24 protein-coding genes are annotated in these 20354 nt (G+C 59.0%); 8 read left to right on the top strand and 16 right to left on the bottom strand.

All coding sequences use genetic code 11. From position 1 onward, the window contains the following. The first annotated feature begins 56 nt into the window (after positions 1-56). Together pheT and ACR0E2_RS14245 are read left to right on the top strand one after the other, a co-directional pair. On the top strand, positions 57-2453 hold the full coding sequence (pheT, locus tag ACR0E2_RS14250) for a phenylalanine--tRNA ligase subunit beta (protein WP_480446830.1): 2397 nt from the start codon (positions 57-59) through the stop codon (positions 2451-2453). Positions 2454-2534: 81 nt separating this feature from the next. After that, positions 2535-2981, top strand: a complete 447-nt coding sequence (locus tag ACR0E2_RS14245) for a YtoQ family protein (RefSeq protein WP_171119768.1) — start codon at positions 2535-2537, stop codon at positions 2979-2981. Positions 2982-3031: 50 nt separating this feature from the next. Here the strand turns inward: ACR0E2_RS14245 and ACR0E2_RS14240 are convergent, their stop codons facing one another. Then, complete coding sequence (locus ACR0E2_RS14240) at positions 3032-3730, bottom strand: glutathione S-transferase family protein (RefSeq protein ID WP_480446829.1); 699 nt, start codon at positions 3728-3730, stop codon at positions 3032-3034. A gap of 216 nt (positions 3731-3946) precedes the next feature. On the opposite strand from ACR0E2_RS14240, the gene ACR0E2_RS14235 reads away from it, so the two are divergent. After that, complete coding sequence (locus tag ACR0E2_RS14235; RefSeq protein ID WP_480446828.1) at positions 3947-4753, top strand: mechanosensitive ion channel family protein; 807 nt, start codon at positions 3947-3949, stop codon at positions 4751-4753. Between the two features lie 189 nt (positions 4754-4942). Here ACR0E2_RS14235 and ald read toward each other — a convergent pair whose 3' ends face one another. After that, entirely contained in the window at positions 4943-6061 is a 1119-nt protein-coding gene (gene ald, locus ACR0E2_RS14230) for an alanine dehydrogenase (protein ID WP_171229840.1), read from the bottom strand. 135 nt (positions 6062-6196) lie between these two features. Here ald and ACR0E2_RS14225 point away from each other — a divergent pair, with 135 nt between their 5' ends. Then, a complete protein-coding gene (locus ACR0E2_RS14225) occupies positions 6197-6655 on the top strand; it encodes an Lrp/AsnC family transcriptional regulator (RefSeq protein WP_152456756.1) in 459 nt (152 codons plus the stop codon). Positions 6656-6658: 3 nt separating this feature from the next. On the opposite strand, the gene ACR0E2_RS14220 is transcribed toward ACR0E2_RS14225, so the two are convergent. Next, positions 6659-7498 (bottom strand): CPBP family intramembrane glutamic endopeptidase, encoded by an 840-nt coding sequence (locus tag ACR0E2_RS14220; RefSeq protein WP_480446827.1) that lies wholly within the window; start codon positions 7496-7498, stop codon positions 6659-6661. A gap of 280 nt (positions 7499-7778) precedes the next feature. Between ACR0E2_RS14220 and ppk2 the strand changes: the two genes are divergently transcribed. After that, the gene (ppk2, locus tag ACR0E2_RS14215; protein WP_371419726.1) at positions 7779-8696 is read left to right on the top strand and encodes a polyphosphate kinase 2; all 918 of its coding nucleotides are present in this window, start codon (positions 7779-7781) and stop codon (positions 8694-8696) included. A 67-nt stretch (positions 8697-8763) separates the two neighbouring features. Here ppk2 and ACR0E2_RS14210 read toward each other — a convergent pair whose 3' ends face one another. The 3 genes from ACR0E2_RS14210 to rpsU form a co-directional block, all read right to left on the bottom strand. After that, positions 8764-9966 carry a CAP domain-containing protein gene (locus ACR0E2_RS14210; protein WP_480446826.1) on the bottom strand — a complete coding sequence of 401 codons (1203 nt, stop codon included), beginning with the start codon at positions 9964-9966 and terminating at the stop codon, positions 8764-8766. 83 nt (positions 9967-10049) lie between these two features. Continuing rightward, positions 10050-10238: a hypothetical protein gene (locus ACR0E2_RS14205; RefSeq protein WP_171331405.1), complete on the bottom strand. Its 189-nt coding sequence runs from the start codon at positions 10236-10238 to the stop codon at positions 10050-10052. 22 nt (positions 10239-10260) lie between these two features. Then, complete coding sequence (gene rpsU, locus ACR0E2_RS14200; RefSeq protein ID WP_005614280.1) at positions 10261-10467, bottom strand: 30S ribosomal protein S21; 207 nt, start codon at positions 10465-10467, stop codon at positions 10261-10263. Positions 10468-10578: 111 nt separating this feature from the next. Between rpsU and ACR0E2_RS14195 the strand changes: the two genes are divergently transcribed. Together ACR0E2_RS14195 and ACR0E2_RS14190 are read left to right on the top strand one after the other, a co-directional pair. Next, the gene (locus tag ACR0E2_RS14195; RefSeq protein WP_480446825.1) at positions 10579-11271 is read left to right on the top strand and encodes a COQ9 family protein; all 693 of its coding nucleotides are present in this window, start codon (positions 10579-10581) and stop codon (positions 11269-11271) included. 60 nt (positions 11272-11331) lie between these two features. Continuing rightward, on the top strand, positions 11332-12318 hold the full coding sequence (locus tag ACR0E2_RS14190; RefSeq protein ID WP_480446824.1) for an NAD(P)H-quinone oxidoreductase: 987 nt from the start codon (positions 11332-11334) through the stop codon (positions 12316-12318). A 30-nt stretch (positions 12319-12348) separates the two neighbouring features. On the opposite strand, the gene ACR0E2_RS14185 is transcribed toward ACR0E2_RS14190, so the two are convergent. Further along, a complete protein-coding gene (locus ACR0E2_RS14185; protein ID WP_480446823.1) occupies positions 12349-13206 on the bottom strand; it encodes a DUF2189 domain-containing protein in 858 nt (285 codons plus the stop codon). 192 nt (positions 13207-13398) lie between these two features. Between ACR0E2_RS14185 and ACR0E2_RS14180 the strand changes: the two genes are divergently transcribed. Then, a complete protein-coding gene (locus ACR0E2_RS14180; RefSeq protein WP_480446821.1) occupies positions 13399-14382 on the top strand; it encodes a quinone oxidoreductase family protein in 984 nt (327 codons plus the stop codon). Between the two features lie 49 nt (positions 14383-14431). On the opposite strand, the gene ACR0E2_RS14175 is transcribed toward ACR0E2_RS14180, so the two are convergent. The 9 genes from ACR0E2_RS14175 to ACR0E2_RS14135 form a co-directional block, all read right to left on the bottom strand. After that, on the bottom strand, positions 14432-14965 hold the full coding sequence (locus ACR0E2_RS14175; protein WP_152456763.1) for an outer membrane protein: 534 nt from the start codon (positions 14963-14965) through the stop codon (positions 14432-14434). A 261-nt stretch (positions 14966-15226) separates the two neighbouring features. Continuing rightward, the gene (locus tag ACR0E2_RS14170) at positions 15227-15703 is read right to left on the bottom strand and encodes a YHS domain-containing (seleno)protein (protein ID WP_171119757.1); all 477 of its coding nucleotides are present in this window, start codon (positions 15701-15703) and stop codon (positions 15227-15229) included. A gap of 183 nt (positions 15704-15886) precedes the next feature. Continuing rightward, complete coding sequence (locus tag ACR0E2_RS14165; protein WP_224854773.1) at positions 15887-16156, bottom strand: hypothetical protein; 270 nt, start codon at positions 16154-16156, stop codon at positions 15887-15889. Continuing rightward, positions 16153-16758, bottom strand: coding sequence for a glycerol-3-phosphate 1-O-acyltransferase PlsY (plsY, locus tag ACR0E2_RS14160; RefSeq protein WP_224854770.1), 606 nt, complete (start codon positions 16756-16758; stop codon positions 16153-16155). Before plsY ends, ACR0E2_RS14165 begins: the two co-directional genes overlap by 4 nt. Continuing rightward, positions 16758-18038, bottom strand: coding sequence for a dihydroorotase (pyrC, locus tag ACR0E2_RS14155; protein WP_480446820.1), 1281 nt, complete (start codon positions 18036-18038; stop codon positions 16758-16760). The genes plsY and pyrC overlap by 1 nt, the downstream gene beginning before the upstream one ends. Beyond that, positions 18035-18487: a hypothetical protein gene (locus ACR0E2_RS14150; RefSeq protein WP_480446819.1), complete on the bottom strand. Its 453-nt coding sequence runs from the start codon at positions 18485-18487 to the stop codon at positions 18035-18037. The genes pyrC and ACR0E2_RS14150 overlap by 4 nt, the downstream gene beginning before the upstream one ends. Then, complete coding sequence (locus ACR0E2_RS14145; protein WP_171616876.1) at positions 18484-18870, bottom strand: hypothetical protein; 387 nt, start codon at positions 18868-18870, stop codon at positions 18484-18486. Before ACR0E2_RS14145 ends, ACR0E2_RS14150 begins: the two co-directional genes overlap by 4 nt. Further along, positions 18855-19373, bottom strand: a complete 519-nt coding sequence (locus ACR0E2_RS14140; protein WP_480446818.1) for a hypothetical protein — start codon at positions 19371-19373, stop codon at positions 18855-18857. Before ACR0E2_RS14140 ends, ACR0E2_RS14145 begins: the two co-directional genes overlap by 16 nt. Then, complete coding sequence (locus tag ACR0E2_RS14135) at positions 19370-20305, bottom strand: aspartate carbamoyltransferase catalytic subunit (RefSeq protein WP_152456771.1); 936 nt, start codon at positions 20303-20305, stop codon at positions 19370-19372. The genes ACR0E2_RS14140 and ACR0E2_RS14135 overlap by 4 nt, the downstream gene beginning before the upstream one ends. Positions 20306-20354: the final 49 nt, after the last annotated feature.

Genomic DNA, 20354 nt, shown 5'->3' with positions numbered 1-20354 from the left:
GCATTCTTTGTCATTGCCTGTGCCGACTGGATGTTTGCCAAAAAAGGCCCCGAGCAATGAAATTCACTCTGTCTTGGCTGAAAGACCACCTCGACACCGATGCGTCGGTTGATGAGATCACTGAGGCGCTGACCGATCTTGGCCTTGAGGTCGAAGAGGTCATCAACCCGGCTGACAAGCTCAAGGACTTTACGCTGGGCTATGTGAAACACGCGGAAAAACACCCTGACGCCGACAAGCTGCGTGTCTGCAAGGTGGACACGGATGAAGGCGAGTTGCAGATCATCTGCGGCGCGCCCAACGCCCGCGAAGGGATCACTGTCGTCGTCTGCAAGCCGGGCATGTATATCCCCGGTCTGGACCTGACGATCAGCGTCGGCAAGATCCGCGGCGTCGAAAGCTTTGGCATGATGGCGTCGGAGCGCGAGCTGGAATTGTCGGACGAACATGACGGCATCATCGAATTGCCCTCGGGCGAGGTCGGTGACAGGTTCGTTGATTGGCTTGCCGAGAATGACCCATCGAAAGTCGATCCCGTGATCGAGATCGCGATCACTCCGAACCGGCCCGATGCGCTGGGCGTGGAAGGCATCGCGCGTGATCTGGCGGCGCGTGGGATCGGCACTCTGAAACAGCGCGACTACGTGCCGGTGCCCGGTGATTTCGAAAGCCCGATCAAAGTATCGATTGACGAGGATACGCTGGATGGCTGCCCGCATTTCACGGGCCGCCTTATCAAGGGCGTCAAGAACGGCCCCAGCCCGCAGTGGTTGCAGGATCAGTTGAAGGCGATCGGGCTGCGTCCGATTTCGGCGCTGGTGGATATCACCAACTATATGACCTTTGACCATAACCGCCCGCTGCATGTGTTTGACGCGGACAAGGTGCAGGGCAATCTTCGCGTTCATCGCGCCAAAGGCGGTGAAGCCCTGGTGGCGCTGGACGAGAAGGAATACACTCTTCAGCCCGGCATGATGGTCATTTCAGATGACAAAGGCCCGGAATCCATCGCAGGCATCATGGGCGGTCAGGAAACCGGCTGCACCGAGGATACTGTGAATGTGTTCCTGGAAAGCGCGTTCTGGGATCATGTGCAGATCGCGTTGACGGGTCGGGCGCTGAAAATCAATTCGGACGCGCGGTACCGGTTCGAACGCGGCGTGGACCCTGAATACACGCTGGAAGGGCTCGAGCACGCAACCCAGTTGATTCTGGACATCTGCGGCGGCGAAGCGTCCAAAGTGGTCGAGGCGGGCAAAGCGCCGAACCACGCGCGTGCGTACAAGCTGGATGCCGAACGGGTGCAGTCTCTGGTCGGGATGGACATTCCCGAAAGCGAGCAGCGTCAGACGCTCACCCGTCTGGGTTTCCGGCTGGAGGGCGAGATGGCCCACGTGCCAAGCTGGCGCCCCGACATCATGGGTGAGGCTGATCTGGTGGAAGAGGTCGCACGGATCGCCTCGTTGACCAAGTTGCAGGGCAAGCCCTTGCCGCGTGTCACAGATGGTATTCCCAAGCCGGTGATGACACCGACTCAGCGCCGCCAGTCCATGGCGCGCCGCACCTGCGCTGCGCTGGGTTACAACGAATGCGTCACCTATACGTTCATCGATCAGGCTTCGGCTGCTTTGTTCGGTGGCGGGGATGACGCGACCATGCTTGAAAATCCGATCTCGTCCGAGATGAGCCACATGCGCCCCGATCTTCTGCCCGGATTGTTGCAGGCCGCGGCGCGCAATCAGGCACGCGGATATGCCGACGTCGCCCTATTCGAAGTTGGCCCTGTTTTCCATGATGGCGAACCCGGCGACCAGAAAACCCAGATCGCCGGCCTGCTGGTTGGCCGCAACGGCCCCAAGGATGTGCACGGGGCCTCGCGCCCGGTGGATGTCTTTGATGCCAAGGCGGATGCCGAGGCCGTTCTTGCGGCGATCGGAGCACCGGCCAAGGTACAGATTCTGCGCGACGGCGATGCCTGGTGGCATCCGGGTCGTCACGGCAAGATCTGTCTGGGTCCCAAAAAGGTGCTGGGTGTTTTTGGTGAGCTGCACCCGCGCGTGTTGCAGGCGATGGATATCAAGGGTCCGGCAATGGCCTTTTCGATCTGGCCCGACGAGGTTCCCTTGCCCCGCAAGTCCGGTGCCACACGTGCCGCATTGGAATTGCGTGACTTGCAAGCGGTCGAACGTGACTTTGCCTTTGTCGTTGATGAAAACGTCGAGGCGCTGACATTGGTGAACGCGGCGGCAGGTGCCGACAAGGCGCTGATCGAAGATGTGCGTGTCTTTGACGAATTCATCGGTGGCAGCCTGGGTGAAGGTAAAAAATCGTTAGCCATAACGGTACGTTTGCAGCCGACAGAGCAGACGCTGAAGGAAAAGGACATCGAAGCGGTGGCCGAAAAGATCATCGCCAAAGTCTCCAAGGCGACCGGCGGTGTTCTGCGGGGCTGATGCAGGGCCGCCTCCGGCGGGAGTATTTCAGAAAAGATGAAGGGGCGGTGGCGCCCTTTCCGTGTTTACGGAGGACGAAAGATGCTGAACGTGTACCTCTCTGGCGAAATCCACACCGATTGGCGCGAACAGATCATCGACGGCGCGCAGGGGTTGGACATCACATTCAACAGCCCGGTGACGGACCACGCGGCCAGCGACGATTGCGGCGTTGCCATTCTGGGGGAAGAGCCGAACAAATACTGGCATGACCACAAGGGTGCGATGGTCAACGCGATCCGGACCCGCAAGGGCATTTCGGATGCTGACGTTGTGGTTGTCCGGTTCGGCGACAAGTACAAACAGTGGAACGCGGCTTTTGATGCGGGCTATGCCGCAGCGCTGGGTAAATCCATCATCGTGCTGCACGGCCCCGAGCATCAGCACGCGTTGAAAGAAGTGGATGCAGCCGCGCTGGCCGTGGCGGAAAAGCCCGCGCAGGTTGTCGAAATCCTGCGGTATGTGCTGACGGGTGCACTGCCGGGCTGAGTTTTTCAATGCGGGTGCCGGTTTCGGCACCCTGTCAATCGCGAAACAGATCAAGCGCGCGCGGGTATGGCCTTGCCGCGCTGAACCGCCGGACGCTGCATGAAACGATCGACATAGGCGACGACATTGACGTAGTCGTCCCAGCCGACAACGTCTTTTGCGCCGTAGAAGTCCAGAGCATTCAACCAGGGGGCAAGAGCGATATCGGCGATGGAGTAATCGCCGGCGATCCAGTCTTTCCCTTCCAGTTGCGTGTTGACCACGTTCAAAAGGCGTTTGGCCTCGCTGACATAGCGTTCGCGCGGTCGGGGGTCTTCGATTTCGCTGCCCGCGAATTTGTAGAAGAAGCCAAGCTGGCCAAACATCGGCCCTATGCCCCCCATTTGGAACATCAGCCATTGTGTAATGCGATGCTTGTCTGCTGCGCTTTGCCCCAGCAGCTTGCCTGATTTCTCGGCCAGATACAGCAGGATTGCCCCGCTTTCGAACAGGGTCAGCGGCTTACCGTCCGGCCCGTTGGGATCGATGATGGCTGGGATTTTGTTGTTTGGGTTCAGCGACAGAAACTCGGGGCTTTTGACATCCGCATCCGATAGCGTCACCAGATGGGGCTCGTAGGGCAGGCCGGTTTCCTCCAGCATGATCGATGCCTTGACGCCGTTTGGAGTCGGATAGGAATACAGTTGAATCTTGTCCGGGGATTGCGCAGGCCAGCGCGCCATGATCGGATGAGGGTTGTTGTCCAGCATTGGGGGCTCCTGTTTGGCTGTCCCTGTAAAAGCTAGGGGCCACGCCTGATTTATATAAGCCCTTGGCGATGTGCATTTTCGGTCAGGCCATGTTTTCTGGCGAACAAAGGGGAAATCCAACGCAACTCGCACCTAGACCGGAAGCCAAACTTGGCTCACAATCTGGTGACCCCCGCGAAAACCTCGCGGGTTTCTTGCTGTTGAAAGGAGATGGGCGTGGATGAGGTCGTAACACAGGTGGGCGCATTTGCCCCGCTGATCATGAGTGCCGTCAAGGCGCTTGTCGTTCTGATCCTGGGCTGGATCGTGGCTGGTGCAATCGGGGGCATGGTTCGCCGCAGGATCAATTCGACGCCGCATATTGATCCGACGCTTGGGAACTTTATGGCAAGCCTGGTCAAATGGGCCATTCTCGCCATGGTTCTGGTTGCCGTTCTAGGCATCTTCGGAATTGAAGCCACCAGCATCGTCGCCATTCTGGGTGCCGCGTCCTTGGCTATCGGCCTGGCGCTTCAAGGAACGCTCGGCGATCTGGCGGCCGGTGTGATGCTGGTTGTCTTCCGGCCCTACAAGCTGGGTCAATTCGTTGATATCGGCGGCACATCAGGCACCGTAAAGGACCTGAACCTGTTCACCACCGAACTGGTGACGCCGGACAACGTGCAGATCATCGTACCGAACGGTCAGGCTTGGGGCTCAATCATCACGAACTACTCTGCCCATGACACGCGTCGTGTCGATCTGGTGTTCGGGATTGATTATGGTGACAGCGCGGACAAAGCCATGCAGGTCATTCTGGATGTGGCCAAAGCGGACAGTCGCATTCACAGTGACCCGGAGCCCTGGGTTCGGGTTACGAACCTGGGTGACAGTTCGGTGGATCTGACGGCACGGCTGTGGTGCTCGGCGCCAGACTATTGGGATGTCAAATTCGAGTTGACGAAGACGATCAAGGAAGCCTTTGACGACAAGGGTATTTCGATCCCTTATCCGCATTCGGTGGAAATCCAGAAACAGGGGTGACGGCTCCCGCCCGTCGATCGGGCATTCGAAAATGCCCTCCTCCCGTTGGGCCGGGCACCGCGCAAGGGCGCGGTGCCCTTTTCTTTGTTCAAACCATCGCTTTGAGTCCGACCGCGCCACGCCTGTGGCGTGGCGCTATGCCCAACGCTGGAAATCGCTTTTCAAAAGCGATTTCAGGGGCGGGAGTGTTTACGACTTGACGATCACGTTGGGCGAGACGACGTCGATACCAAGGGCCTTGCCGACCGCATAGTAGGTCAGCTTGCCAGCGTGGACGTTCAGACCTTCCAGCAGATGCGGATCGTCCTGACACGCCTGTTTCCAGCCTTTGTCCGCCAGAGACAGCATGAACGGCATCGTGGCGTTGCCCAGGGCGATGGTCGAGGTGCGCGCCACCGCGCCCGGCATGTTGGCAACGCAGTAATGCATGATGCCGTCGACATCGTAGATCGGGTCAGCATGGGTGGTGGCTTTCGACGTCTCGAAGCACCCGCCCTGATCGATGGCAACATCGACAAGTACGGCACCGGGTTTCATCGTCGACAACTGGGCGCGCGAGACAAGTTTTGGGGCCGCAGCGCCGGGGATCAGAACGGCACCGATGACCATATCGGCATCCTGGATAAGCTCGGCCGTGGCACCAGCGGTCGAATACTGGTTCTTAAAGGTTCCGCCAAAGACGTCGTCCAGATAGCGCAGCCGCGGCAAGGAGCGATCCAGAACGATGACATCCGCGCCCATTCCAGCAGCGATCTTCGCCGCATGGGTCCCGACGACGCCGCCGCCGATTACGACCACTTTGGCAGGGCCGACACCGGGTACGCCACCCATCAGAACGCCGCGCCCGCCATTGGCCTTTTGCAGTGTCCACGACCCGACCTGAGGGGCCAGACGACCGGCGACTTCGGACATCGGTGCCAGCAGAGGCAGGCCGCCGTTTGCATCGGTCACAGTCTCATAGGCGATGGCAGTACAACCCGATTCCAGCAGGTCATGCGTCTGGTCCGGGTCCGGAGCCAGGTGCAGATAGGTGAACAGCAACTGCCCTTCACGCAGCATCTTGCGTTCCACGGCCTGGGGTTCCTTGACCTTGACGATCATGTCGGCGGTGGCAAACACCTCTTCCGCAGTGTCGATGATACGTGCGCCAGCCGCGACATATGCGTCGTTGTCAAATCCCGCGCCGATGCCTGCGCCGGATTCGATCAGAACTTCGTGACCACGTGCAACTGCTTCCTGAGCAGCATTGGGCGTCATCCCGACGCGGAATTCCTGGGGTTTGATTTCCTTGGGGCAACCGATTTTCATGGGGTTCTCCGTACATAAACTGCTTAAATTATGTGCATTTCGAAGTGCAATTTCTGTGAAAGAAAACGTGTCAGTACATTTTTCTTTGGAAGAATATCGCGTAATATACAAAAACCTTGCAAAGGAATTGCATAAATGAGCTTGGATACGACTGATCGAAAGATTCTGGCGGCATTGCAAAAAAACGGTAGGATGTCGAATTCGGAATTGTCTGAACAGGTCAACTTGTCTCCGTCGGCTTGCCACCGGCGTGTTCAGCGGCTGGAGGTTGAAGGCTACATTCGCAACTACGTGGCCCTGCTGGATGCGCGGAAGATGAACGTGCCGACAACGGTCTTTGTCGAGATCACGCTACAGGGTCAGGCCGAAGAGGTTCTGGATGCGTTTGAAAAGGCGGTGGCCCGGATACCGGATGTGCTGGAATGCCATCTGATGGCCGGTACGGCGGATTACATTCTGAAAGTTGTGGCGGAAAACACCGAAGATTTCGCCCGCATCCATCGGCAATACCTGTCGCGCCTGCCCGGGGTTGCGCAAATGCAAAGCTCGTTTGCCTTGCGTACCGTGTTCAAGACCACTGCCTTGCCCGTCTAAATGTCATAAAGGTCCGGGATAGGTGAACAGAAAAAGGTGGGTCAGGTTGAACCCAAAATGCATCATCACAGGCACCCACAGGCGTCTGGTTGCATAGTATCCCAATCCGCAGGCCAGCCCGAGAATGGAAGCAAAAACCACCAGCGCCGGACCCCCGGCGACATGGGCCAGCCCGAACAGCAGACTGGCTGCTATTACACTGCCAACGGCCCCCAGGCGCGGGGCGATGGCCGATTGCAGATAGCCACGAAAGAAGGCTTCTTCCGTCAGGCAGGTCAGAAACAGGTTGGACAGGGCAAATACCAGCCACCAGGGCGGGATCGCAAATTCCGGGCGCACCGCGCCGAAGGAAAGCCCCAACAGAAACAGCCCCGGCAGGAGCAGCAACCCTGCCAGCAAGGCCGTGCGTTTGATCTGCGTTTTGCCGCGCAGCATCCCGGGCCAGGCCAGAAGTACGGCAAAGAAGACCATCGGTTTGTCCAGGTTCAGATGCAGGGTGAAACTGGCGCTTCCCGTACCCGCCTGTACCTGATCCAGAATTTTCACATTTTCGAATCCCGGCAGCAGATGTGCACCCATCACCAGACACCACAGGATCAAGAACAGGTGTCCGGCGACAGCGGGCCATCCTTTCAGATGGGGCAGCAACGAAGCTCCGACCAGACCAATGGCCACCGCGGCGATCGCCATGGGTGACATCAATCCTGTCACCGAGGCAATGCTGATGAACAACGCCAGTAACGACAAGCCGATGCCTGTCCGCCGGGCCAGCACCATCAATTGCGCTGATATCAGAACAAGCCAGGGCCAGATCGCGGGCATCACGGAAAGAAGGAATGTCACAATCGCCTCGTCTTTGTCATGCGCACCGTGATGCCGCACCAAAACGAGGCAATGCAAGCATCCGTGGCCAAGCGCAATGCATTGCGTCAATTCAGACGCTTGTATCCCCCGGGCCAGATGTACAAATTCAGGGGAAAGACCGTATACCCGCGCTGGACCTGATTTGCAGGCACGACAACAGCCGCAGGACTCGTGACCCTAGCGTCAATTTATCTGGTGGCATCAGGTTGTTACACGGGCCCGATATGGTCCGAACCCGAAGACCGAGAAGGAGCTGACCTTGGACAACGAAAACACTGGCGCCCCCAAAGACTGGCTGGAAGCCGAGCTGGAGGACACGCTGGACGAAGATTTCGAGATAGAATTCAGTGAGCCGATGCTGTCGATGGAAGTCCGGAAAATCTATCGGGAACAGCATCCGGACATGTTGGATCGCAAGGTTTACTTCCGCAACCTGCTGCGCCTGCAAGCCGAACTGATCAAGGTTCAGGACTGGGTACAGCACACCGGGGCCAAGGTCTGTATCCTGTTTGAAGGCCGTGACAGTGCCGGTAAAGGGGGCGTGATCAAGCGGATCACCCAGCGTCTGAACCCGCGCGTCGCGCGCGTAGTGGCATTGCCGGCACCCAGCCGCCGAGAGCAAAGCCAGTGGTATTTCCAGCGCTACGTACCGCATCTGCCGGCGGCGGGTGAAATCGTTCTGTTCGACCGCTCCTGGTACAACCGGGCCGGAGTCGAGCGGGTGATGGGTTTTGCGTCCGAGGACCAGGTTGAACAATTCTTTCAGGACGTTCCGGAATTCGAACGGATGCTGGTGCGGTCAGGGATCATTCTGCTGAAATACTGGTTCTCGATCACGGATGAGGAACAGCAGTTGCGATTCCTGATGCGTATTCACGATCCGATGAAGCAATGGAAGCTGTCACCGATGGATCTTGAATCCCGCATCCGCTGGGAATCCTACACAAAGGCCAAAGAGGACATGCTTTTCCGAACGAATATCCCCGAGGCCCCGTGGTACATCGTCGAAGGCAATGACAAAAAACGCGAAAGGCTAAACTGTATCGAGCATCTTTTGACAAAAATCCCATACGAGGACGTGCCTCAGGAAAAGGTCAATCTGCCCGACCGCAAGTACAACCCGGAATATGAACGCCGCGTTTTGCCGGATGAGCTTTACGTACCAAAGATCTATTGAAGCAAAACCAGGCTCTGAGCCGGATTGTGCGAGGCCGACACGGCCGGCCTCGCACAGGGTCAAATGATCAGGCTGCATCCATCATGCAGTCAAAGTGGAAGAAGTTGACCATTGTGATGTCACAGTCATCGACGTTGGCTGTTTCGGTGCCCGCAGGCTCGGATTCCGTTTCCGGCGTGACGTCGGCGGTCGGCATCATGTCGATATCATCGGTGTCTGCCACGTCCGTGTCGCCGTTCATATCGTCACCCCAGTTGAACTCGTCAAACTGCGCTTGCAGGTTTTCGAGGAAACTGGCGATTTCATCCAGGAAGGCCTGAACGTCAAAGCAGAACGTCTCGGCCTCACCCCCGTCAACCACGTCCACGTCCGGCGTTTCGAGTTCCGGCTCTTCGGTCTCGGTGACGTCGGTGTCGGGTGTTTCGGGCTCCGGTTCCTCGGTCTCGGTGACGTCGGTATCGGGCGTTTCGGGTTCCGGCTCTTCGGTTTCGGTGACGTCGGTGTCGGGTGTTTCGGGTTCCGGCTCTTCGGTTTCGGTGACGTCGGTGTCAGGTGTTTCGGGTTCTGGTTCTTCGGTTTCGGTGACGTCGGTATCGGGTGCTTCGGGTTCTGGTTCCTCGGTCTCGGTGACGTCGGTGTCGGGCGTTTCGGGCTCCGGCTCTTCGGTTTCGGTGACGTCGGTATCGGGTGCTTCGGGTTCTGGTTCCTCGGTTTCGGTGACGACGGTATCGGGTGTTTCGGGTTCCGGCTCTTCCGGAGCGGCAACTTCGTCCGGCGTGGTTGGCGGAACGGGCGGTGTGTTCGTATTGCCGTTGTCCAGCATGACTGCCGCGTCGGTTGCGGCAAAGTTCTGGGTGACCATCACCGCATCAAAACCCTGCATATCGCCGGTTTCGATACCAATTCCGATATATTTGAAATCCGGGTTCAGAATATTGGCGCGGTGGCCCGGGCTGTTCATCAGGTTCTGGTGCAACTGCGCCACGTCATCGCTGATGCCGGGCTGCCCGCGTTCGGACTGCCATGCGATGTTTTCGCCGGTCCGCCAGTTGCCCACAAGATCGAACCCGGCGTTTTGCATCCGCTGAGTCGCACTGGAACCGCCCGAGCCGGTGTGGCTGAACGTGTCTGTATCCAGCATCCAGGTGCTGTGATCTTCGGATGAATCGTTCAGCTGCGTCTCAAGCTGAAGCGGGTTGAGCCCGCGGGATGTGCGTTCCTGGTTGATCAGCTCCAGCATCTCGCGTTCGAATGTACTTGCAGTCGACATTTTTGCCTCCGTTTGTGTTTGTGCCCTTCCGGACGGGCTCACTTAGAGGTCGGGATATCGACGGTGGTAGGGGGTGGTTCACGTCAGGCGAGTTTTGGCAACGCGATGCTACCGATGCGGGATTCGCTGCGCTGCAAAATGCCGGGCAAAATGTTGCTGGTGAGGAAATGGCGGCTTGTCGCACAGCCGGTACCACGAGTCGGCGGATTGAAACCGATCGCCGAAACGACAAACCCCCGGGCGATGCCTCGGGGGTCGTCAAATAGTGTCATCCAAAGCTGGACGAGGAAAGTCTTAGAGCAGACCTTCGCGCTGGGCTTTCTTGCGTGCCAGTTTACGGGCACGACGGATCGCTTCAGCCTTCTCGCGCGCTTTTTTCTCGGACGGTTTCTCGAAATGTTGCTTCAGCTTCATTTCACGGAACACGCCTTCGCGCTGCAGCTTTTTCTTCAGGGCACGAAGCGCCTGATCGACGTTATTGTCGCGAACACTAACCTGCATGTGGTTGTCACCACCTTTCTAGATAGAGTTGCAAGGAAATTGCAGGAGTTGGCCGTATAGCAAAGCCGCCCTAACTTGTCTAGTACTGGGCCCGACAACCGGAGAACCGCCATGACGACCACATATGAAGATGCAAAACAGCAGCTTTTGGATGCGATGCTGATCCATGTTCCCTTCGACGGGTGGTCGGAATCCAGTTTCCGCGCCTCCATTTCCGACTGTGGTCTGGATGACGGTCTGGCACGCGCGATTTGTCCGCGCGGCGCGGTGGATCTGGCGCTGGGCTACCACGCGCGCGGGGATCAGGCGATGCTGGACCGCATCAAGTCCGAGGACCTGAGCGAACTGAAATTCCGCGACAGGATTGCAGCTGCGGTTCGGTTCCGGTTGCAGGCCGTCGAGGACAAAGAACTGGTGCGCCGGGGCATGACGCTGTTTTCCTTGCCGACACATGCGGCCGACGGTGCCAAGGCGGTTTGGCAGACCTGCGATCTGATCTGGGACGCGCTGGGCGACAGCTCGGATGATGTGAACTGGTACACGAAGCGGGCCACTTTGTCGGGTGTCTATTCCTCGACCCTGCTGTTCTGGCTGGGTGATGACAGCCCGGATCATCAGAACACGTGGGAGTTTCTGGATCGCCGGATCGCGAATGTCATGGAGTTTGAAAAACTCAAGGCGCAGTTGCGCGACAACCCGGTGTTGAAACCGTTTCTGGCGGTTCCGAACTGGCTGGCGGGTCAGGTGAAGGCTCCGGTCAAAATGCGGGCCGATCTTCCGGGAATGCTGAACCCCCGAAAGTAGCGCGTCTTGGTGCTGGGCCTTGGCCCTGATGCCTGCTAGGCATTGGCAAAGGAGGTGCCTATGACCCAGATGATGCGCGCTGTTGAGATCACCGAACCGGGTGGTCCCGATGTTTTGCAACTGACCGAGCGTCCGATTCCCGAACCGGGTACGGGGCAGGTCGTTCTGAAAGTGGCCTATGCCGGGGTGAACCGCCCGGATGCGTTGCAGCGCGCGGGCGCTTACGATCCGCCGCCCGGCGCCAGCGAACTGCCGGGGCTTGAGGCTTCGGGCGAAGTGGTCTCGGTCGGGGCCGGGGTCGAAGGACTGTCCGTCGGGGATCAGGTCTGCGCGTTGTTGCCGGGCGGCGGCTATGCTGAATATGTCGCCACCCCTGCGGCCCATTGCCTGCCGGTTCCTGCCGGCATGGGAATGAAAGAGGCGGCCTGCCTGCCCGAGACCTTTTTCACCGTCTGGTCCAACGTGTTTACGCGGGGCGGGCTGAAGGCGGGTGAACGATTTCTGGTCCATGGCGGCTCGAGCGGGATTGGCACGACGGCCATCCAGTTGGCCAATGCTTTTGGCGCCCGCGTTTTTGCCACCGCAGGGTCGGATGAAAAATGTCAGGCTTGCGTCAAGCTGGGTGCGGAAAGGGCGATCAACTACCGCGATGAGGATTTTGTGGCCGTCATGCGGGCCGAAGGCGGGGCAAACCTGATCCTCGACATGGTCGGAGGCGACTATATCCCGCGCAACGTCAAAGCTCTGGCCGAGGATGGGCGGCTGGTCCAGATCGCGTTTCTGCAAGGCCCGGTGGTCGAGCTGAACTTTGCCCTGATGATGGTCAAGCGCCTGACCCTGACCGGCAGCACCCTGCGCCCGCAAAGCGATCCGGCCAAGGCCCGGATCGCGCAGGACCTGCGCGAAGCTGTCTGGCCTCTGCTTGAGGCAGGCAAGGTTGCGCCTGTCATGGACAGCGAATTTGATCTGGCCGAGGCTGCGGCCGCCCATGCACGCATGGAAAGCTCGGGCCATATTGGCAAGATCGTCCTGAACGTGGCGGGCTGAACTCTGCGCGCGCGGGGCAGTCCCGCGCGTTCACGCAACCGCGCGGCGGTACAGATGCCATGTGGCATGGCCCAGAACCGGCATCACTATGATCAGGCCCAACAGCATCGGCAGGGCACCCAGAAACAGAAGGGCCGCCACGATGAACCCCCAGGTCAAGATGACGCCGGGGTTGTGACGCAACACGCGAAATGACGTCACGACCGCCACCGGCAACCCGACTTGCCGGTCCAGAAGCAACGGAAAGCTGACGACGCTGACGGCCAAAGCGCAAAGAGCGAACACGAACCCAACGGCGAGTCCGACAACTATCATGGTCCAGCCGGAAACCGTAGTGACGGCCTGCTTGGCAAAAGTGCCAAGTGACGCGGGGGCTTCTGGCCCCATTGTATGCGTGTAAATGCTCTGCGCCACCATCAGCCAGATCAGCAGAAGCATCACCAGATAAAAACCCAAAACCAGAATTGCGCCGAAAGCCGGAGAGCGGAATACACCGAACGCATCCAACCAATGCACCGTGCTGCCTTGTTCTCGTTTGCGGCTGATCTCATACAGCCCCACAGCTGCGACTGGACCGATCAAGGCAAAACCGGCGATCAGAGGCGCCAGAAGTGGCACCATGTTGACGTTCAGGGCAAAGCCGAACATCAAAAGCCCCGCAATCGGGTAGATCAGCACAATGAATATGGCATCCGCCCGTGTTTCGACAAAGTCGTGATACCCCGCCTTCAGACAGGCGCGCAGATCCTGCACCGTCAATGTCTGCACCATCGGCAAATGCTTGGTATCTGCGCTTCCGAGTTTTGAAACGCTATCCGAGACATGATCACTGGCCGCCCCCAGATTCTGGGCTGCCCAACTGATCGGATTTCCGATTGTTTTAGCCATTTTCATCCCCTTTCCTGGCGAGATTTGCGCCGCGGAATGGATCCGGCATTAAGTTGTCCGTGGCCGGACCAGCCGACAACGCCTGATCGCAGTATAGCACAGTTTGGCGGAATCCTGATCAACACTCTGATATCTGACGATTGCTCCGCATCGCAGTCATGTTAGCTTGATGTCAGGCAAGAGGAGGTCAGGATGCAGACAACAGCGAAAACGGTGGTATTGCACGAATTCGGCGGGCCCGAGGTTCTGCGGATCGAAGACAGGCCATTGGGCGACCCCGGACCGGGTGAAATACGTATCCGTCATCATGCCTGCGGTCTAAACTTTATCGATGTTTATCAACGCACTGGATTGTACCCCCTGGAGCTCCCCCATGCTTTGGGGATGGAAGCGGCGGGTGTTGTCGAGGCCGTCGGGGAAGGGGTAACGCACCTGCAACCCGGTCAACGGGCCGCGTATGCCGCAGCCCCACCCGGCGCGTATTGCGAGGCCCGCGTAATGCCTGCGGCACAGGTGTGCCCTTTGCCGGATAGCATCCCGTTCGAAGCTGCTGCGGCAATGATGTTGAAGGGTTTGACGGTTGAATACCTGTTTCACCGAACCACTCCGCTGAAACGCGGGGATACGGTGCTGTTCCACGCAGCGGCGGGTGGGGTCGGACTGATCGCCTGCCAATGGGCGAAGTCCGAAGGGATCACTCTGATTGGCACGGCGGGAACCGATGAGAAGTGCAGCCTAGCCCGGTTCAACGGGGCCGCGCATTGCATCAACTACCGCTCTGAGAATTTCGCCGAACGGGTGGCCGAGATCACCAAAGGCAAGGGTGTGGATGTGGTCATGGATTCCGTGGGGGCGGACACGTTCGACGGATCGTTGAACTGCCTGAAACCCTTGGGAATGATGATTTCCTTCGGCAACGCCTCAGGGCCGGTGCCGCCATTCGATATCGGTGTTCTGGGCCAGAAAGGATCGCTCAAGATTACCCGCCCCACTTTGCTCACCCATATTGCGGACCACTCCATCTGTCAGGCAATGGCACGCCGCTTGTTCGGCAAGGTCGAGGGCAGAGAGGTCAAGATCCACATTGATCAGCGCTTTGCGCTGGATCAGGTGGCCGATGCACATCGCGCGTTGGAAGCGCGGCAGACGACCGGCAGTACGATTCTGGACCTTTGATGCGAAACCCGGCCTGTCAGGCCGGGTTCAACTTTATCTGGAGTGCCGTTCAGAACCGGTAAGAGACACGAACCTGCAATGTGGTTGCGTCGACATCCACATTGTTTCCGTTGAAGTTATCGAATTCGTGGTACAGAAGTTCTCCGCCAATACTCACATTTGGGGCCACGATCTGTTCATAACCTGCGCCGATGAACCACCCGTCATCACTGCCCAGGGTGTCGGTGCCCGCTTCGGCGTAGCCTGCCGTGCCGTACAGCAAACCTTGCGGGTTTACCTTGTAGCCGGCGCGCGCCTTCAACCGCCAGACATCTTCGACAGTTGCGGCGCCGGACAGGCCCACGTCAGTCCAGTCATAGTCAAATCCGCCGCCAACGACCCAGTCGCCCAGATCATAGTCGTAGCCCAGGATGATACCACCGATCGCGCCATCGCCATCGACACCGGACAGGCTGGTGTCTACATCGGCATAACCCAGTTGCAGACCGCCATAAAACCCGGTCCAGTTGCCCGAGGATTGTGCCATTGCCGATCCCGCGACCACGGTTGCGACAGTAGTGATGAGAGCCAATTTCAAAGTCATCTCATTTCCTTTCGATTGTCACTCTGCTCCAGTGAAATTCGGTTCACTTATGCAGACCGTTACGATCCGCGAACGTCATCGGATCAGTGATACCTACGAACCCCTGCCCGAATTCTGGCTCTGAAACGTGAAAAGACACGCCGGGGGCCCTTTGAAAGCGGGCACTTCTGATACTGATGAGATAGGTAGAGATGAGAGGTCTTCAAACGATATGCGGCGGCGGAACACTCCGCCGCCGACACATCTGAAGATCTAGGCGGATTATTGCTTTTGCAATTCAGCAGGGGTCTTGTCCGCGATGTTTTCCCAGTTTGCACTTGCGCTTTCGATAAAGCCCGGGATGTCGCCTTCCCAGCGTTCCTGGATGTCTTCCGACAAGTTCAGGTACAGTTTGTTGTCGACGATTTTCCAGTGGTTCGGGTCACCGTCGAACTTGAAGCCCATGGCTGTACCGAAGGCGCAATAGCCGCCATAGGCAGGCAGGTAAGCTTCCGGGTTGGCTTCAAAGGCGGCTTTGTTTTCCTCGGACGAGAAACGGTACAGCGCATCGTCGTGCAGCGCGGTGATGCGATAGTCGCCTTTGGTCGCTTCACCGACGGTGAAATAGGCAACCGGGTCATAACCCTGCATGGCCAGACCGGTCGAGCTTGCGTTGATGTCCACTCCAGCGGCCAGAGCGGATGTTGCCAGTGCAACGGACAGAGCGACGCCACCGATCAGAGATTTAAACTTGTTCATTGTTCCACCTTTCGTGAAAGGAGCCTCGTCTGTGTGCGGATCGAAGGCCCCGGATTGTTGTCCTGTGTGGCCCGTAATTGACCGTCACGACAGCGATCTGGGAAGCAGGCGGATCACGTTCAAAACAATGAATCGTGATTGTGCGTCAGAGAGGAACGTCTGTTCAAAAATGCAGGCCTGACATTACGCGTCCGGTTCAAAATCCAGAACAAACGCGATGACTTTGCTGGCCGCCATTTCACAAGGCCTCAGCAGCGCGCCGCTGATGCGTGTTTGATACAGGTTCATGCTGATATAGTCGGTGCCGCCCAGTTCGTGCGCAACCAGCTTGTGGGATTTCCCCTTTGCCATCTGTTGGCGCACGACGACATAGCGCCGATCCCCCGATGTACCGGTAAAACTGCCCTCGGGCAGTGCGAAAAACGCGGAAACAAAAGCGTCCGGCGGTGTCACGATTTTCCGATTTTCGGTTCAGTCCCGGCCTTGATCCGTGCGACGTTGGTGCTGTGACGCCAATAGATCAGAAGGGTCAGAATAATCCCAAGGATAAAGGATTGTCCGTTTGTCAGAACCAGCACCCAGGTCGTTGAAAGCGCGGCCGCAGCCAGCGCGCCGACCGAAGATATCCGCCAGATCGCCGCCGCCACCAGCCAGCTGAGACAGCACGCAACTCCGACGCGCCAGTCCAGCGCCAGCCAGAGGCCCAGAAAAGTCGCCACGCCTTTTCCGCCCTTGAAACCCAGCCAGATGGGAAAGCAATGACCCAGAAAGGCAAAAAGGGCTGCGATCTGCGCGGCGTCTTCTCCGGCATAGGCACGGGCAATCAGAACCGCCACCGCGCCCTTGGCCGCGTCGAACAGCAAGGTCAGCGCCGCGGCGGCTTTGTTGCCGGTGCGCAGGACGTTGGTTGCGCCGATATTTCCGGATCCGATTTCGCGCAGATTTCCCAGCCCCATGACCTTTGCAAGCAGCAGGCCGAAGGGAATGGAGCCCAAGAGATATCCAACCACCGCCCACTGGAGCAGTTCGCTGGTCGAGTTGTCGATCGGGGGCATCAGGAACTCCGGAACACTTCTTTACCTGCAACATAGGTCGAAATGACCTTACCTTGCATCCGCTGGCCGTCAAATGGCGTGTTCTGAGATTTGGATTTTAAGGCAAAGCGATCAAGCACAAAAGGCACATCCGGGTCGAACAGAACCAGATCCGCCGGGGCGCCTTCCGACAATCGGCCGCTTTCCAGACCAAGCCGTTTGGCCGGGTTCAATGCCATAGCCCGGAATAGGGTCGGAAGGTCCAACTGGTCGGCATGATACAGGCGCAATGCCGCCGGCAAGAGCGTTTCCAGCGCCACCGCGCCCGAGGCGGCCTCTTCAAACGGCAGGCGTTTGCTTTCTTCGTCCTGCGGCGTGTGCATCGAACTGATCGTGTCGATCAGGCCGGTGCGCACCGCCTCGATCACCGCCTGCCGGTCATCCTCGGACCGCAGCGGAGGCTTGACTTTGAAGAAGGTGCGATAGTCGGCCACGTCCAGTTCGTTCAGCGTCAGGTGATGGATCGAGGTGCCGGCAGTGATGTCCAGCCCGTTGCGCTTGGCCCGTTCCAGCGCGGGCAGGGCGCGGGCCGTGGTGATCTGGTCGGCGTGATAGGCCGCGCCCGTCATTTCCAACAGCGCGATGTCACGGTCCAGCCCCATGCGCTCGGCCATGGGCGAGACCGCAGGCAATCCGCGCAGGGCGGCGAATTTGCCGCTGGTGGCCGCGGCGCCATGGCTCAGGCCCGGATCTTGCGGGTGGGCAATCACCAGCGCGCCGCAGGATTTCGCGTAGGTCAGCGCGCGGGAAAACACCTTGGTATTGGTGATGACGTGATCGCAATCGGTAAAGGCCACGGCGCCTGCGTCCTGCAAGAACCCAATCTCCGTCATCTCACGCCCTTCGCGCCCTTTGGTCAGCGCGGCCATCGGCAGCACGTTGACCGGCGCATCCGCCTGCGCGCGCCGGGTCGCGAATTCCAACGTTTCCGGCGTGTCGACTGCGGGCAGTGTATCCGGGCGGGTGACAATAGTGGTGACACCACCGGCTGCGGCAGCGAGGCCTGCGGATTTGTAGCTTTCCTTGTGCCGTTCGCCCGGCTCACACACCTTGACGCCGATATCGACGATGCCGGGGGCGAGGCACTTGCCCCCGCAGTCGATGACCCGGGCGTCAGCAACGGGCGCGTCGCCGTTGCCCTTGCCGTGAATGAGGCCGTCGGCAATGTGCAGCCAGCCAGGACTGTCCGTGCCGGTTTCAGGGTCGATCAGGCGAGCGTTGGTGAAGATCAGGGCGGTCATGTATGGGTCTCTCGGGCTTGGGTCAGCGCGGCCAACGCGGCATCTGGGTCGGGCAGATGGTCGAATCTGAAAAAAGGGTGGCGGTTAAAAACCACCGCTGAGGGCACAGTGCGGAAATTCAGGAACCGGTTGATTTCAAGTTTCTTGGTTTTCAGTTCTTTGTTGACTTGCCACGCGTTCTGCGGCGTCACAACATAAACGCGTTGCGAGCGAACAAAGCGGTCCGCCCACATCACGAATGCCAGCACGCCCGTGCAACTGATCAGCTTCCAGAAATCCCGCACCGAGTCGACAATCCACGGGCTGGCGAACCACGCCAGACCGACAGAGCCGATCAGAATCCTGTAGGACCAACCCAGATGAGGCGGAAAGAAGCCGTTATGCGGCCGCCCGAACCATAGAACCTGCTCGCCCTCTGCTATCTTCTCGCGCCACCATTCGTCGCTCATCCCATCGCCCTTTCAATCGCGGCTTTGGTGGCGGCCGGGTCTGACTGGTATTTGATCAGATGCTTGTCGCCGGTTTTGGTGACAACCTGGACGAAGCTGCCCATGATATTCACGGCGGTGATCTGGTTCAGCGGCACGCTGCGTCCACCGGGACCGGTCAGCGCGGTGTCTGACAATTGCCAATTCGAGACCAGTTCTTCCGAGGCCAGATACCACGCGCGTATGCCGATGGCGGCCAGGCCAGCTGGGGCTCCGGTCCAGACGTAAGGATTGCCGATCAGCCACAGCACGGCCATTGCACCGGCCATGGCCACAGCAGCCAGCCATGCATTTGTGCGGATATAGGCCCCTTTGTCCGGGGCGAAGATCACAGGATCAGCCATAAGATGCCTCCGATGACCACAAGCGCGACCAGTGCCAGAATGGCAGATCCGACGCGGCGGGGGGTGTCACTTGCTGTGGCGGTTTGCGGGGCGGAAAAGGGTTTGGCGCTTTCGGTTTCGATGATCCCCCCGGTCCAGTTCGTGGCCTCTTCCGTGAACAGGCCGATCAGGCGCAGGCGCGGATCGGGGTTCAGCGTCGCCGGGTGTCCGTTGAAAGCCGCGCTGCGAACGACCATGACCCAACCGTCGACAGAGGCCAGAGCGTTCCGGTCCAGCTGGTCCGCAGACACGCCGCAGCCTTCGGTCAGATAGCCGTACAGGCCGAGGTCCTCGAGGTCGGAGACCGGGAAAACATCGATATGGCTGGGATCCAGCCCGTCGACCCCAAGCACCTGATCGGCGGCACCCGGTTCGCGCAGGAACTTTGCCTCTTCCGGGCGCATGTCCAGCGTGAACAGGCGCAAAACGCCGCGTTCGTGGGGGGCAACGGTCAGATCGCTCATGCGGCCTCGCGCAGATTGCGGGCCAGCAGGTCCATGGCGGCCATTCGGACGGCGACACCCATTTCCACCTGTTCCTGAATGACGGACCGGTTGATGTCGTCCGCCAATGTGCCGTCGATCTCGACCCCGCGATTCATCGGGCCGGGATGCATCACGATCGCGTCCGGCTTGGCCTGCGCCAGCTTTGCGGCGTCCAGCCCGTAGCGGTGGTAGTATTCGCGTTCCGAGGGGATGAACCCGCCATCCATCCGTTCTTTCTGAAGGCGCAGCATCATGACGACGTCAACGTCCTTGAGGCCCTCGTTCATGTCGTCATAGATCTCGGCCCCGAACTCGGCGAATTGCGCGGGCACCAATGTAGGCGGGCCAATCAGGCGGATGCGGTTTTCCATCTTGCCCAGCAGGATCAGGTTCGATCGGGCGACGCGGGAATGGGCGACATCGCCGCAAATGGCAATGTTCAGCCGGTGCAGGCGGCCCTTGGCGCGACGGATGGTCAGGGCGTCCAGCAGGGCTTGCGTGGGGTGTTCATGTTTGCCGTCACCGGCGTTCAGAACGGCGCAATTGACCTTCTGCGCCAGCAGATCGACCGCGCCGGAATGCGGGTGCCGCACCACCAGAAGATCCGGGTGCATCGCGTTCAGCGTCATCGCGGTGTCGATCAGGGTCTCGCCTTTTTTGATCGAACTGGCCTGCATCGCCATGTTCATCACATCCGCGCCCAGACGCTTGCCCGCCAGCTCGAAACTGGCCTGTGTGCGGGTCGAGTTTTCAAAGAACATGTTGATCTGGGTCAGCCCCGACAGAACGTCGGAATGCTTGGTCGACTGGCGGTTCATGTCGACATAGGTCTCGGCCAGATCCAGAATGTCGGTGATATCGGATTGCGACAGATGCTCGATGCCAAGAAGGTGACGATGGGCGAAACGCATGGGCGGGCTCCTGTCTGACAATCGCGCCGCTTATAGGAAGCCGGGCGGC

It is taken from the genome of Ruegeria sp. A4, assembly GCF_056543025.1.
The sequence above is the reverse complement of the archived record's forward strand: the minus strand, read 5'-3'. Positions and strand labels throughout refer to the sequence as shown.